This is a genomic window from Nocardia sp. NPDC056100, from assembly GCF_042266325.1.
In the GTDB taxonomy this organism is placed as follows: Bacteria; Actinomycetota; Actinomycetes; order Mycobacteriales; family Mycobacteriaceae; genus Nocardia.
Genome location: NZ_JBHJVY010000002.1, coordinates 1,306,038 through 1,319,538, shown reverse-complemented (window position 1 = coordinate 1,319,538; position 13,501 = coordinate 1,306,038). Strand labels below are relative to the sequence as shown.

Genomic DNA, 13,501 nt, shown 5'->3' with positions numbered 1-13,501 from the left:
GCGAGAACTGCGGAGAGAACTCGGGCCACTCGATGAGCGCGTCCTCGCCCGGACTGTTGACGACCCGTTCGCCCCGCACGACCTCCCATGGTGGAAACGGCGGATCGCGATCTGACACTCGAAGGCTCCGATCAGCGGCAGGCGGGAACGAAGATCTGTCCGCCGAGTGCTCGGTTGTCCCCCTGACCGGCGATTCGGCGCGAACGCACTCACATGCCACATACCGCGCCGATTGAACCGGCCAGAGCAGTGTGATGGAAGATCCAGCGGCTCAGCCGATCTGAGTGAATGACTGCCTTGGCGGTGCCCCGGGGCAGGGGACGCCATGGATGGGAACAGTGGCGACCAGCATCGTCTTGCTGGACGGTTGGTGGTTGAGGCCGAATTCGTTCTGGATCGCGGTAAGCGGTAGCGGACGTTGGGGTTCAACGGTTCCGGAGTCAGCTGGGCCTGAGGTAATCGAGCTGCCGACTTGGTTGCGGGTGTGATGTCGGCCGGCGGTGTCGACCCGACAAAGGCTTGGCCGCTCTACCGTGGGCGGCAAAGATTTTGGGGCAGTGCCGGTTTCGCAGCCAGAAGGGATCGCCGTACGCATCGGCCCGCCGCGGGCATCGACTTCGGCCTCGATATGTCCTTCCCGGCTGACTGGGGAGCGCGCACTGCATGCCGCCGAGGAGATCATCCGAGCCGGGTGCGGACCGCGCCGCTCGCGCAGGCGATAACCGCGAGGCCACCGGCGAGAGTGAGCCAGCCGATATGCTCGCCGAGCAGCAACGCCGCCCAGCAGATGCTCATGACCGGCTGCACGAGCTGCACCTGACTGACCCGGGCCATGGGGCCGATCGCCAGACCGCGGTACCAGGCGAAGAACCCGAGAAACATACTCACCACCGAGAGGTACGCGAAGCAGGCCCATTCGACTGCCGTTCCCGACGGCGCCCGATCGACGACGGCGGAACCGGCGAGCGCGAGCATCAGCGGTGAGGACAGCACCAGCGCCCACGACACGGTCTGCCAGGAGCCGATTTCGCGGGCGAGCAGACCGCCTTCCGCGTACCCCACCGCGGCCGCGAGTACCGCGCCGAACAGCAGCAGGTCGGCCCAGTGCACCCTGCCGAAACCGCCGCTCTGCACAAGGGCGAAGACGACGGCGGCGAGCGCGCCCGTGAGGGAAAACAACCAGAACGAGCGCGCCGGTCGTTCGCCGGTGCGCAGGACGGCCACCACGGCGGTCGCCGCGGGCAGCAGGGCGACCACGACCGCGCCGTGACTGGCGGGGGTCGTCGTCAGCGCATACGACGTGAGAACCGGAAAACCGAAGACCACACCAGCCGCGACCACCAGAATCCGCACCCACTGCGTGCCCGACGGTAGCGCCTGACGAGTAGCCGCCAGCGCGACACCCGCCAGCAGCGCGGCCACCACGGCCCGCCCCGACCCGATGAACAGTGGTGAAAGCCCGCCCACGGCAACACGAGTGAACGGCACCGTGAACGAGAAGGCCACGACACCCACGAATCCCCAACCCAGACCGGCCGATGCGGACGGTAGCGGAGCGGACGTTTCTACAGTAGCGCTACTCTTGACTGACATGTTCAACGATAGCAGTAGTCGAATTGTCGATGACCTCCGCGCGTGGATCGCCGCTGCCGCTCCCAGCGCGCAGCTTCCGTCCACGCGCCGGTTGGTGACCGAGTACGCCGCCAGCCCGGTCACCGTGCAGAAGGCCCTGCGCGCCCTCGTGGCTGAGGGTCTCATCGAAAGCCGACCGGGCGTCGGCAGTTTCGTCCGCGCACCGCGCGCCGTGCGTCCGCAGGACTACGGATGGCAGACTGCGGCCCTGGGCACCCCGCGCCACGTGCTGCCCAGTGTCAGCGGGGCCATGCGCATCGCGCCACCGGACGCGCAGGCGCTGCACTCCGGCTATCCCGAGGCGGATCTGTTGCCCGAGCGGTTGATTCGCGCAGCGCTGATCCGTGCGGCGCGCGGATCGACAGCCACCTCACGCCCGCCTTCGGCGGGCATCGACGATCTTCGAAACTGGTTCGCGACAGAGCTGGCTGCCCAGACGCCCGCCGGTCTCACCGCCCCGACCGCGAACGACGTGGTGATCGTCCCCGGCAGCCAAAGCGGGCTGACATCGGTCTTTCGCGCGCTCATGGCCCCGGGTCGGCCGTTGCTGATCGAATCCCCGACGTACTGGGGTGCGATCCTCGCCGCACACCAATCCGGCGTCCGACTCGTTCCGGTGTCGAGCGATGCCGAAGGACCCGATCCGGAAGGACTGGACCGCTCTTTCCGTGAGACCGGTGCCCGTGCCTTCTACGCACAGCCGAACTATGCGAATCCGACTGGCGTGCAATGGTCTCCCGAGCGTGCCGCTGCCGTCGTCGATGTCGTCCGAGCACACGGCGCGTTCCTGGTCGAGGATGACTGGGCACACGATTTCGGCATCGACACGGATCCGCGCCCGGTCGCGGCCCAGGACTCGGAGGGCCATGTCGTCTACATCCGCTCGTTGACCAAGAGCATGTCCCCGGCCATTCGCATCGGCGCCGTCATCGCCCGCGGCCCGGCGCGCGAGCGTTTCCTCGCCGACCGGTCCGCCGAATCCCTCTATGTGAGCGGGCTTCTCCAGCACGCCGCCCTCGAGGTCCTCACCGACCCCGGCTGGAAAACGCACCTGCGCCGACTCCGCGGCCAACTCCGTGACCGTCGTGACCTGCTGGTCGCCAGCCTGCGCGAGCATGCTCCGCACCTGGGCGTCGCCCACGTCCCCGCAGGTGGACTCCATCTGTGGGCGCAACTGCCCGACAACACCGACACCGACAGGCTCGTCCGCGACTGCGAGGCCCGCGGCGTCTATGTTGCCTCCGGCCACGAATGGTTTCCCACGGAACCCTCGGGCCCCCACCTACGCCTGAATTTCACCGGCCCCAACTCCCACGGATTCCCTTCCGCCGCACGAACCATCGCCACAGCCCTGACCCTGCAGCTCTGAACCTCCCAGTCGGCCATCCCGGACCATGCGTCAAAAGCCTTGCAGGCTGGATGATCTCATGATTGCCTCGAAGGGCGTTCCCGCGCGGTCCGGGTGTTCGAGAGTGTCGAGAGGAGCCTCCCGTGGCGATTCACAGCGATGTGCATTCGGAGGCCGGGTATCGGTCGGCGCTGTGGTCCGTGCGGCTGATCTTCCTGCTCTCCGGTCTGCTTTTCGCCACCTGGGCCGCGCGGATTCCGACGGTCAAGGAAAGCGTCGGGCTCGATGACGCGGGGCTCGCCGTGGTTTTCGCCGGACTGAATATCGGAGCGATTGTTGGGCTGCAACTGGGAAAATTTGTCGCACTGCGGTTCGGGAGCAGGTCCACGCTTCGGGTTGCGGTGCCGGTGTTCGCGGTGTGCCTGCCCGGCTTGCTGCTGGTGCCCGATCGGATCGGATTGACTTTTGCCGCTGTCGTTTTCGCGATGGCGAACAGTGTTGTCGATGTCGCGATGAATGCGCACGGCGTGGTCGTCGAAAAAGTGACCGGGCGTTCGCTGCTCTCCGGCATCCACGCCTACTTCAGCATGGGCCTGATCGGCGGTTCGCTCGCCGGCGCGGTGGCTGAGCGGCTGGGTGTGTCGCTGGTGGTGCATTTCTGGGTGGTCGCATTGCTCGCGATCGCCACGGCCGTGGTGCGCTCGGGCCGCTTGTTGCCGTCGGCCGCCGATAGCATCGCCGGGGCGAATGCCGAGCACGGCAGTGGCCGCCGGTGGCCCGCCCGGTTGATCGTCCTGGGGCTGCTGGCGTTCGCTGTCGCGCTGGTCGAGGGGGCTGCGAACGACTGGTCGGCGGTCTATCTGCGGGACGAAATCCATACCAGCGGCACCGCTGCCGCCGTCGGGTTCGCGATCTTCGCCGCGGGCATGACGCTGGGCAGACTGGCTGGGGATCGGCTCGTGACCCGATTCGGGCGGGTGCGTCCATTCCTGGCCGGTACGCTCACCGCGGGCGTCGGTTTCGGGGCGGCGTTGCTCGTCGGCGGCACGGTTCCCGCGCTCATCGGATTGGCCCTGCTGGGATTCGGCATCTCCTACACCCTGCCATTGACCTTCGCCGCCAGTGGGGAAGTTCCTGGGATTCCGGTCGCTCGGGCCATCGCCAATGTCTCGATTCTCGGATACTGCGGCTTCTTCACCGGGCCGGTGTTGATCGGATTCCTGGCCCACCGCTGGGGACTGAGCGCCGGTCTCGCGGTTTCGGTCGCCGTAGTGATGCTCGCCGCGCTCGGCGCCCGCGCGCTCGGCCCCGCCACCGGGCTCCGCGTGAGCTCGAAATCCCTGCGCGCCGCGAATCCAGGAACTTCCCCGCGTCGCGGCGACCTCTGACGGGTTGGATCTCGAGTTGTCGGTCAGGCGTTGCGCCGAGTCGAAACCGGTTGCGGCACAATGCAGGATCGCGAGCGCCAACTCGGGCGGCGAGGGAAGGGGGCCGGTGCGAGGGCGACGGTCCGGGTATCGGTGGTGGGGCGATCGGTGTTTTCGGATGGGGTGGTCACGGTAACTCCTCGTGGAATGGGTCAGCTGTGGGCGGGACGGGTGGTGAGGACCGCGACCGAGGCCAGGGCGCTCAATGCGGCACCGAACCACAGGACCGCGGTCGAGGTGACGGCGTCGGCCACGACGCCGCCGAACAGTGCGCCGAGGGCGATGGCGAGGTTGAACACCGCCGTGTTCAAGGCGGTGGCGGCCTCGGCGGTGTGCGGGGCGGCGCGCAGAATCCAGGTCTGAACGCCGACCGGAATGCCCCCGAAGGACAGGCCCCAGACGATCATCAGAATGACGCCGGTGACGGGGCTGCCGCCGATGAGGGCGACCAGGATCAGCACCGAGGCGAGGGCGACGCTGATGGTGATGATGGTGGCGCGGACATCGTGGCCGGTGGCCACGCCGGTGGTGAAGTTGCCGATGATGCCCGCGATGCCGAAGGCCAGCAGCACCGGACCAAGCAGCGACTTGTCGATTCCCATGTGCGACTCGACAATCGGGCCCGCGAAGGTGAATGCCGCGAAGTGGCCGCTCACCAGCAGGAAGGTGACGAGAACACCGGTGCGCACAATGGGGTTGCGGAACTGATCGGTGAGGGTGCGCAGGTGCACGGGGGTGTCGGCGGGCAGGGCGGGCAGCAGCCACAGCAGTCCAACGACCACCACCAGCCCGAGACCGCCCAGCAGTCCGAATGCGATACGCCAGTCGGTGAGTCCGCCGATCAAGGTGCCGGCGGGAATACCGAGGACATTGGCCGCGGTGGCGCCGCCGAAGCCAATCGCGGTGGCCTTGGGGACGAACTTGTCGGGCACCATTCGTACGGCGATACCGGCCGCGAGCGACCAGAATCCGCCGATGGCGATGCCGATCAGCAGGCGGGACACGAGCAGCAGCGCGAAGTTCGGCGCGAGGGCCGACAGCAGGTTGGCACCGACCATGAGGGTGATGAGACCGAGCAGGACATGGCGTCGATCGAGGCGGCCGATCGCGACCGGAAGGATCGGCGCGGTGGCGGAGGCGACCAGGCCGGGCACCGTAATCATCAGTCCCGCAGTGCCTTCGGAGATATTCAGGGCGCTGCTGACGGAGGTGAGCAGTCCGACGGGGAGCTGTTCGGAGGTGACGACGGAGAAGGTGCCGACGGCTACCGCGGCCACACCGAGCCAGCGCTTGACCGATACCTGTTCTTCGGTGTCGAGGGGATCTGCCGTTGTGATGCTGGTCATGGTCCCAATCCTTAAGGTATATATCTACGTTGAGTATCTCAATGTTGAGATTATTTCTATGCGGGGTCACCCTGACGGGGGATGGATCTCGGGGATCGCTCGTAGCTCAGGCGATCTCGCCGTCGACGCGGAAGACCTGTCCGAAGATGCTCCGCGGCGGCATCGCTGACCAGCCAGGAAACAACCTCGGCGACTTCTTCCGGTCGACCGAGGCGGCCGCGCGCACATCGAAGTCGCAGATGGCCTCGAGGGGTGGGTGCCGACGAGGCACCATGTCGCGATCGGTCGACAACCCACCCACTCGGTGCGGTCAGATGGCAGCTCGGCCGAGTTGTAGGGCCTGCGCGATGGCTACGGTTCGGCGGGTCTGGAATTCGATGGCGGCCAGCTCCACCTCACCCGGCGAGACGTCGCCATTGTTCGAAATGTGGCTGGTGCCGTAGGGATTGCCCATTCGGAACTGGATCGGATCGGCGTAGCCGGGCGGCACGATGATCGCCCCCCAGTGGTAGAAGGTGTTGTTCAAGGCCAGAATGGTGGACTCTTGGCCGCCGTGCGTGGTCGCGGTGGCGGTGAACGACGAGGCGACCTTGTCGACGAGTTTGCCCTGCGCCCATAACGGACCCGTGGTGTCGATGAACTGCTTGAGCTGGGCGGCGGGCAGACCGAATCGGGTCGGTGCGCCGAGCAGGATCACATCGGCCCATTCCAGATCGGCCGGGGCCGCCTCGACGATGTGCTGGGTCGCGGCGGCATGCGCGGACCAGCCCGCATTGGATGCGATCGCCTGTGCGGGAGCGAGTTCGGCCACCTTGCGCAGGCGCACTTGGGCACCGGTCTTCTCGGCGGCGGTGGCGGCGGCCTTGGCCAGTTCGAAGACCGTGCCGGTCGCCGAGTAGTACACGACGGCGACATTGATCGGAGATTCAGACATTGGGTTTCCGTTGGTCGGATCGAGGGAGGAAGTGCGGAAGTGGCCGCAGGGGCCTGTTCGCCAGCTTCTGGTCAATCGTCGAGTGCCTGGTAGATCGTGGTCCAGAAATCGTGGATGAGCCACGCCGGATCCGGTGTGGACAGCCCGACCGGAGTGAACAGGATTCCGGTGAGTCGATTGCTCGGATCGGCGTAGGCCGTGGTACCGGTGCCGCCGTCCCAGCCGAACTGCCCGAGGGACGCGTAATCGCCGCGGTAGGTGCGCACCGCCATCCCGAATCCCCAGCCGCCTTGCTGCCCCTGGCCGAATGACAGATGAACATTGTTCTTGGCCAGTGCATTTCGGTCGGCCTGTTGTTCGGGGGTGAGGCGATTGGTGGTCATCAACTCGACGGCGGGCCGGGACAGGATCCGTTCGGAGCCGTGCATGCCGTGGTTCAGGAGCATCCGGAAGTAGGCGTGGTAGTCGTCGACGGTCGAGACCAGTCCACCGCCACCGTGCTGGAATACCGGAGGGCTGCTGTATCTCCCGCCTTCCGCCTCGTCCCACACGATGAACTCGCCGGTTTGCGGGTCGGGTGTGTAGTTGGGGCCCAGCCGATGCATCTTGTCCGCGGGAACGTGGAAACCGGTGTCCTTCATGCCTAGCGGGTCGAAGATGCGTTCGCGCAGAAACGTTTCGAAGGTCTGACCGGACACTCGGGCGACGAGTACACCGAGCACATCGTGGCTGAGTTCGTACTGCCACCGCTCCCCGGGCTGGTATGACAGTGGCAGCTCCCCAAGCCGGCGCATCCACTTGTCGGGTTCTGGTGCGGGGCCCACGTCCGGGTTGTAGTTGGCCCGATCCAAGACCTCCGTCATGATCGGTGAGCCCATCAGCGTGAGGTCGACGCCGAGTCCGAAGGTGGAGCTCAGCAGATCCCGGACGGTGATCGGACGCCGCGCGGGCACAGTGTCGTCCAAAGGTCCGTCGGCCCGTCGCAGCACCTGGCGATCGGACAGCTCCGGCAGCCACGGATCCACCGGATCATCCAGGTGGAACCGGCATTCGTCGAGCAGAACCATGGCGGCGGCCACCGTGACCGGCTTGGACACCGAAGCCATGCGGAAGATGGCGTCCCGGCCTATCGGCGTACCACCCTCGGCGCGCATGGTTCCCAAAGCTTCGACGTGGGGTTCTTCGCCTCGGCTGACCAGGGCGACGAGCCCGGGGATCTTGCCGGATTCGATGTGCCGGGTCAGCACATCGCGTACTCGGCGAAGCCCGGTTTCCGAGAAGCCGCTCGTGTTGTATTCCATCGGAATCTCCTTTCGCGACACCGAATCTAGGACCGATCCGAACACCTTCGGAGGGGCACGGCGCGCCGCACGAGCGGTCTCACACGCCACACCGTCCAAATGGAAGTAGCCGTCGATCGATATGCTCCGCCGGTGATCGAAGGCACGATTCCCGCGCGCACCGCCGGACTGATCTGGACCACGGCCTTGCGGGTCGGCGTCGCACCCGCTCAGCTCGTGGGTGTCTCTGGCCTGGATCCCGCCGACCTCGACAGCGACCTCACCCGCGTGCCGACCGAATCGGCGTGGCGGATGTGGGAATTGATATACAACCTCGCGGGGCCGGGCTCGGGACTGTGCGCGACGGCCACTGCGGACCGGGGCGGACTCAGTGCGTGGGATTATCTGTTTTCCAGCGGTCCGACTCTCGCCGAGAGCCTCCGCACAGCTATGGAACTTCGTGGAATCGTGACGGATCCGGCGGTCGGCTGGGAGGTGGTCGAGGACGGTGGTCTGCTCATCATTCGCGATTCGGTTGGGATCGAGCCGGATATGGTGCTGGCACCCATCGAGGAATTCGTGCTCTCCCTCATGCTGCGCCGGGTCCGCGAAGCCACCCGGCAACAGTTGGTGCCGGTGCGGGTCGCCTTTACCCACCGGTCCTCCCGGCGCCATAGTTATCTGGTAGATGAATTCGGCACCAGCAGACTGGACTTCGCCGCACCTCGCGCCGAGATCACCTTCCTCGACGTCGGCGCGCTCCCCACCGGAGCCGACCCGCACATCGGGCGAATCATGCGGCAGTACGTCGAATTGACGCTCGCCTCCTCACGTTCAGCCCCCGACTGGCATGAGCAGCTCCGCCACGCCATCGCCGCAGCCCTGCGCCGCGGAGACCTCGACCTCGACGGCGTGGCCCGCCGCCTGGCCATCAGTCCCCGCACCCTGCAGCGCCGACTGCACGAGATGAACACCACGTGGCGCAAGGAGGTCGAGACCGTCCGATATGAACAGGCCCTGAACCTGTTGCGCGACACCGGACTTCCCGTCCGGTCGGTCGCAGCCCGGCTCGGCTACGCCGATGCTCGTGCCCTGCACCGCGCCTTCCGACGCTGGACCGCTATGACACCGGACGGCTATCGGCGAATGGCCAGTACGGCACCCCCGGATTCTTCGAGCCCAACTATCGGTCGACGTGGCGAGAACCGCTGAGCCGACCGGATACGCGATCGCGAACAATGTCCTCGACCGGCCCCACTCTGCCAACCGATACCCTCAGCGCGATGGGCTCGATACTCATGCCACACCGCCCGCTCTGAGCTCGGGTGTTAGCTGACAGCAAGCCCGTATGGTGCGGACCTGCGACGCTTGACCTGGGGCGTAGAGTTCGCCCTGATTCCCTGCGATTTGGGGAACAGGTCTGACCTGGGAAATGACGTTTCCCGCCTGGGCGCCCTCGGCAGGATTCGAACCTCGGGCCCACGCTTTAGAAGAGCGTCGCTCTGTCCCCTGAGCTACGAGGGCAGCTCGATCAGAAACGTACCCGCTTCCCTAAGGAGTGGGTAGGGCGAGGATGTCCGCTCATCTGGCGTTGACGTGAACGACAAACGGAACGTTGCGGCGGACCGCCCAAAAGCAAGGCATCGGTGCCGGACTCCTCACGTCCTTCAGGGCATTGATGGGGCGCCGGGTCGCCGAGGGTGGCGGGAACGAGTCCAACGCCGGGGTTGTAGACCTGCCACGTCTGTAAATGCCACTCGCACATCGCCAATGATCCGGCCGCACTCAATGTTGTCATGCCCGCCTGACCGGGCGAAACCAACCGGCCACCGCGGCGTGGCCGAGCCGCTGTCAGGCAGGTTCGCAGATAACCACCGGGATATCTCGCGTAGTGCTGCGCTGATATCCGTCATACGGGTTGCCGACGCCGCGGGTGATCTCGGGCCAGAGCTCGGCCTTCTCCTCCGGGGAAGCGGTGCGCGCGATGTACGGCTTGGTCTCACCGCGCACAGTGATCTCGACATTGGGATTGGTAACGAGATTCAGATACCAGGCGGGGTTGTGCGATGCGCCGCCGAGTGAGGCGATCACGACGATGCGCTCCGGAGTGAAAATGGGCGCGCTCAGCAAGGTGGAGCGCCGCTGACCGCTCTTGCGACCGATGGTGTGCAGCTCCAACGTCTGCATTGAGCCGAGCCTGTGTGGCCAGCGGCCTCCGGTCAGCTTCAACAGGGTGCGGTGTCCGTTTTCCAGCACCCATGCGCCGCTTTCGGCAACCCAATCGGGGGTTTTCTGTTTGTCGCCCATGGCTTTTCCCCTCTAGTTGGCCGGCATCTGCTGTCGACATTTTCGCGAGCGATGTGACTGCATCATGTGTGGCCGCTCCGAGTCAATGGCCAGGGATCGAGGTCTAGTCCCCGCCGGCCATCCCGCCCGCGGATGCCCAACTGCCGTTGCTGCCGATCCCGCTACCGTGCGGACGGATGCGCGGGCCGCCGTGAAACGCGCTCAGGTAGGCGGTCCGCCAGCGCGGCCAGTCCAGATAGGTGTGCCCGGCGTCCTGACGGTAGCGGCGATACCTGCTTCGCGCTCTGGAAAATGGCCCCCGGGTATCCCGCGCGGCCTTTCTCGCCGCGGCGCGCGCACGCGACATCTCACTGGCGGAGAGTGGGACGGGAGGATCGGCGAAAATGCCCGCGCTGCACGGCATTTGCATACCCCTTGTTCGCTGCTGTCGGTCATTTTCCATTGTCGTGGTCGCCGAGGAGTCGGCACCAGACCACGGTTTTCGGGGTGGTCGAGTCGTGCTTCGTCCCGCGACCATCCGGAAGGGGCAGGCGGTGCGGATCCGTGATTGAGTGGGGCGCATGACAAGTCAGGGTCCCGCGCGCTCCTACGGCCCGGAGAGGTCGGTCAAGCCCGTGCGCGAGTGCCGCGATGTGTACGAGCTTCTGGATCAGAACGTGCGGCCTCGGCCGGCGCTGTGGGTTCGGGACGAGTCGCTGCGAGACCTCGAGGTGCTTTTGTTCGGGTACAGCACCGCGCTCAGATTGCATTCTGTGCCTGAGGATTTCGCTCTCGATCCGGTAGGGTCCTTCGCTTGGTGGCTGCGTGAGACCTACGGGTGGAGTGCGGCCACGGTGCTCGGCTGGGCCCGTGCCATCGAGGACAATCTCGACGAGGGTGAGACCGCGATGAGTGCCTTCTTTCGTCTGCTCGACGAGTATCGGGCCCAGCTGCCGAAGTAGTTCGACCGGAGTGGCCACCTGCCCGGGGATTGGACGACCTCGGTCGGCACCGCGCCGCTCGGATAAGTTCTTTCCGCCTGGAGCGGGGTGACCACGGCGGCAAGGAGTTCGGCTGTGCCCTCGGTAGCTTCGACCGGGAGGTGCTGGCTGCCCAGGTCGATCAGGACGAAGTCGAAGCGGCGGGCGTAGCAGTCGATCGCGGCTTGGGTCACCAGATCGCGAATCGCGGATATGGTGATGGGTCGTGTCGTTTCGCGCAGGGCGGCGTCCTCAGGCCCGGTATGGCACGGGTACCTGCGGGCTGGCGGACCGCGACCATTTTCTCGAAGTACGAATCCATCAGCGTTGGATCGGTCCCGATCGACTCGAGGCCTGGTGACAACCCTGCTGCCGGAGTGACCCCACCGGCTGACGGGTGCTGCCGTAGCGGGTTCGACCGTGCACTCATCCCGTTGCCGGAGCTCAACGTGCAGGACGCGTTTCGAACATGGCGCATGTCTATGCCGACCGGTCGGGATGAACACGCTTACGCTGATCTTCTGTCAGATGCGCGTTTCTCAATGTGGTGGGACGAGGTAGTCATGGCAGGCAAATTCGAACTGTTCGCTGACGCGGCCGATAAGTTCCGGTGGCGGCTCAAGGCGGCCAATGGTGAAGTCATCGCGCAGAGCCAGGCGTACGCGAGCAAGGATGCGGCGAAGAAGGGGATCTCCTCGGTGCAGACCAATGCGGCTGGAGCCGCACTGGTCGATCTGACCGACGCGAAGTAGATTCGGTTCGCCGTGGCCCGGCAACGTGTCCTATTGTCGGGTCCACGGCGGTTCCGCCCAAGGGGCAGAAGGATTTTCGTGTGAGATGGGCCATCTGCCAGACAATGCGGTCTGCTCCGAGACGAAGGTCGGCGGTCACCCGTGATGTGCTGCGGGTCAGTCCGGCAGCCAATGCAGTTCGTGCGCCAGGGTTTTGGCGATGCCGCGGATGCGGCGGTGCAGTGGTGATTGCACGCGGGGGAGGACCAGGTGGATGGTCATGGCGGGTGCGCCACGCAGTGGTCGCCAGGTGATGCCGGCCGGTGCCACCGCGATTGCGGCTTCTCCGGACGGGGCGAGGGTGAGTGCGTCGAAGAGGTCGCGTTGGGACATGTCGAAAGAGACTGCGGGCGTGTGGAATCGGGGGCTCGGCTGGGTGTTGCGGAACAGGGCGGACAGTTGATCGTGGATCACGGGGTTGGCTGCGCGGTCGGGCAGTCGCACGGGATACGCGGCCGCGTCGGCGATCTCGATCTCCGAGTGCTCGGCCAGCGGATGATCCTGTGCCAGTTGGACTCCGACGCGCTGACGCCGCAGCGGGAACCGCCGCACACCACGACCCGGCTGCTCACCACGGGTGATCCCGGCGTCGATGCGGCCGTCGGCGACCGCGGGGGAGATCTCGGGTGTGGTCATCGGGACCGCGCCGACCTCGAGTCCCGGGCTGCTGCGAATGAGCCTGTCCACCAGGGCCGGTGCCGTCTCGGCTCCCGTGCTGAGGCTATATCCGATGCGCAGTGTTCCCAGCTCACCGGACCCCGCGTTCCGGGCGGTGTCCCAGGCCCGGTCCAGCGCCGCCAGCGCGGGTGGCGCGGCCTCGGCCAAAGCCGCACCGGCCGTGGTCAATACGACGCTGCGCGTATTGCGAACCAGCAGGCTGGTGCCGAGTTCCGCCTCCAATCGGCGCATGCGGGCACTGAGTGCGGGTTGGGCGATACCGATGCGTGCGGCCGCGCGGGTGAAGTTCAATTCCTGCGCCAGCACCAGAAAATACCGCAGGCTCACCGTATCCGGCGCCACACACCCTCCCCATCGATTGATAACGATCCGTTCTGAGTCTATCTCGTTCCGGTCTTTCCCTCGACTATGCAGTAGGCCCTAACCTGCGCATATGACGATTCAACCGATCCCTGGCAGTGCAGGAGGCACCCGTGCATAAGTTGTTGGTCCTCTATCCCACGCCCGTTGACCCGGACCACTTCCGTGACTACTACGTGAGCACCCACCTCCCACTGGTCATGGAGTGGCCCGGTGTGCTCGCGTGGCGCTACAGCTTCGATGTGGCCTCGGCGCTGGGCGAATCGCCGTACTTCGCGGTCTTCGAGGCCGAGTTCGCGGACGCTGACGCCTTGGCCGCGGCACGGGCATCGGCGCACGGTCAGCGGGTGACCGCCGATGTCGCCAACTACGCCACCGGCGGCGTGGTCGTCATCGACTATCCGGTCCAGGACCGCACCGACTGAGTCGGACCCCACGC

12 protein-coding genes and 1 tRNA gene are annotated in these 13,501 nt (G+C 66.1%); 6 read left to right on the top strand and 7 right to left on the bottom strand.

Features of this window, described 5'->3' with window-relative positions:
• Nucleotides 1-678: 678 nt before the first annotated feature.
• Nucleotides 679-1,593: a DMT family transporter gene (locus ACFC0O_RS18210; RefSeq protein ID WP_375959179.1), complete on the bottom strand. Its 915-nt coding sequence runs from the start codon at nucleotides 1,591-1,593 to the stop codon at nucleotides 679-681.
• Between ACFC0O_RS18210 and ACFC0O_RS18205 the strand changes: the two genes are divergently transcribed.
• Both ACFC0O_RS18205 and ACFC0O_RS18200 read left to right on the top strand, forming a co-directional pair.
• On the top strand, nucleotides 1,592-3,001 hold the full coding sequence (locus tag ACFC0O_RS18205) for a PLP-dependent aminotransferase family protein (protein ID WP_375959177.1): 1,410 nt from the start codon (nucleotides 1,592-1,594) through the stop codon (nucleotides 2,999-3,001). The two genes, ACFC0O_RS18210 and ACFC0O_RS18205, sit on opposite strands and share 2 nt — an antisense overlap.
• 122 nt (nucleotides 3,002-3,123) lie before the next feature.
• Entirely contained in the window at nucleotides 3,124-4,368 is a 1,245-nt protein-coding gene (locus ACFC0O_RS18200; RefSeq protein WP_375959176.1) for an MFS transporter, read from the top strand.
• 191 nt (nucleotides 4,369-4,559) lie between these two features.
• Here the strand turns inward: ACFC0O_RS18200 and ACFC0O_RS18195 are convergent, their stop codons facing one another.
• The 3 genes from ACFC0O_RS18195 to ACFC0O_RS18185 all read right to left on the bottom strand — a co-directional run bounded on the left by ACFC0O_RS18195 (nucleotide 4,560) and on the right by ACFC0O_RS18185 (nucleotide 7,988).
• The gene (locus ACFC0O_RS18195; RefSeq protein ID WP_375959174.1) at nucleotides 4,560-5,753 is read right to left on the bottom strand and encodes an MFS transporter; all 1,194 of its coding nucleotides are present in this window, start codon (nucleotides 5,751-5,753) and stop codon (nucleotides 4,560-4,562) included.
• A gap of 310 nt (nucleotides 5,754-6,063) precedes the next feature.
• On the bottom strand, nucleotides 6,064-6,687 hold the full coding sequence (gene wrbA / locus ACFC0O_RS18190) for an NAD(P)H:quinone oxidoreductase (RefSeq protein ID WP_375959172.1): 624 nt from the start codon (nucleotides 6,685-6,687) through the stop codon (nucleotides 6,064-6,066).
• Between the two features lie 71 nt (nucleotides 6,688-6,758).
• Nucleotides 6,759-7,988, bottom strand: coding sequence for a serine hydrolase domain-containing protein (locus tag ACFC0O_RS18185; protein WP_375959170.1), 1,230 nt, complete (start codon nucleotides 7,986-7,988; stop codon nucleotides 6,759-6,761).
• Nucleotides 7,989-8,120: 132 nt separating this feature from the next.
• Here ACFC0O_RS18185 and ACFC0O_RS18180 point away from each other — a divergent pair, with 132 nt between their 5' ends.
• On the top strand, nucleotides 8,121-9,179 hold the full coding sequence (locus ACFC0O_RS18180) for a helix-turn-helix domain-containing protein (protein WP_375959168.1): 1,059 nt from the start codon (nucleotides 8,121-8,123) through the stop codon (nucleotides 9,177-9,179).
• Nucleotides 9,180-9,418: 239 nt separating this feature from the next.
• On the opposite strand, the gene ACFC0O_RS18175 is transcribed toward ACFC0O_RS18180, so the two are convergent.
• Both ACFC0O_RS18175 and ACFC0O_RS18170 read right to left on the bottom strand, forming a co-directional pair.
• Nucleotides 9,419-9,491 (bottom strand) — tRNA-Arg (locus ACFC0O_RS18175).
• A 327-nt stretch (nucleotides 9,492-9,818) separates the two neighbouring features.
• Nucleotides 9,819-10,274: a nitroreductase/quinone reductase family protein gene (locus ACFC0O_RS18170; protein WP_375959166.1), complete on the bottom strand. Its 456-nt coding sequence runs from the start codon at nucleotides 10,272-10,274 to the stop codon at nucleotides 9,819-9,821.
• A gap of 560 nt (nucleotides 10,275-10,834) precedes the next feature.
• Here ACFC0O_RS18170 and ACFC0O_RS18165 point away from each other — a divergent pair.
• Both ACFC0O_RS18165 and ACFC0O_RS18160 read left to right on the top strand, forming a co-directional pair.
• A complete protein-coding gene (locus tag ACFC0O_RS18165) occupies nucleotides 10,835-11,215 on the top strand; it encodes a hypothetical protein (protein WP_375959164.1) in 381 nt (126 codons plus the stop codon).
• A gap of 581 nt (nucleotides 11,216-11,796) precedes the next feature.
• Nucleotides 11,797-11,985: a YegP family protein gene (locus ACFC0O_RS18160; protein WP_375959162.1), complete on the top strand. Its 189-nt coding sequence runs from the start codon at nucleotides 11,797-11,799 to the stop codon at nucleotides 11,983-11,985.
• A gap of 156 nt (nucleotides 11,986-12,141) precedes the next feature.
• Here ACFC0O_RS18160 and ACFC0O_RS18155 read toward each other — a convergent pair whose 3' ends face one another.
• A complete protein-coding gene (locus ACFC0O_RS18155; protein WP_375959161.1) occupies nucleotides 12,142-13,044 on the bottom strand; it encodes a LysR family transcriptional regulator in 903 nt (300 codons plus the stop codon).
• A gap of 131 nt (nucleotides 13,045-13,175) precedes the next feature.
• Here ACFC0O_RS18155 and ACFC0O_RS18150 point away from each other — a divergent pair, with 131 nt between their 5' ends.
• On the top strand, nucleotides 13,176-13,487 hold the full coding sequence (locus tag ACFC0O_RS18150) for an EthD family reductase (protein ID WP_375959159.1): 312 nt from the start codon (nucleotides 13,176-13,178) through the stop codon (nucleotides 13,485-13,487).
• Nucleotides 13,488-13,501 lie beyond the last annotated feature (14 nt).

Bases quoted from the DNA above. Each gene is read 5' to 3' on its own strand.
- ACFC0O_RS18205 (WP_375959177.1), top strand. From the start codon at position 1,592: ATGTTCAACGATAGCAGTAGTCGAATTGTCGATGACCTCCGCGCGTGG.
- ACFC0O_RS18210 (WP_375959179.1), bottom strand. From the start codon at position 1,593: ATGTCAGTCAAGAGTAGCGCTACTGTAGAAACGTCCGCTCCGCTACCG.
- ACFC0O_RS18185 (WP_375959170.1), bottom strand. From the start codon at position 7,988: ATGGAATACAACACGAGCGGCTTCTCGGAAACCGGGCTTCGCCGAGTA.
- ACFC0O_RS18195 (WP_375959174.1), bottom strand. From the start codon at position 5,753: ATGACCAGCATCACAACGGCAGATCCCCTCGACACCGAAGAACAGGTA.
- ACFC0O_RS18165 (WP_375959164.1), top strand. From the start codon at position 10,835: ATGACAAGTCAGGGTCCCGCGCGCTCCTACGGCCCGGAGAGGTCGGTC.
- ACFC0O_RS18170 (WP_375959166.1), bottom strand. From the start codon at position 10,274: ATGGGCGACAAACAGAAAACCCCCGATTGGGTTGCCGAAAGCGGCGCA.
- ACFC0O_RS18160 (WP_375959162.1), top strand. From the start codon at position 11,797: ATGGCAGGCAAATTCGAACTGTTCGCTGACGCGGCCGATAAGTTCCGG.
- wrbA (WP_375959172.1), bottom strand. From the start codon at position 6,687: ATGTCTGAATCTCCGATCAATGTCGCCGTCGTGTACTACTCGGCGACC.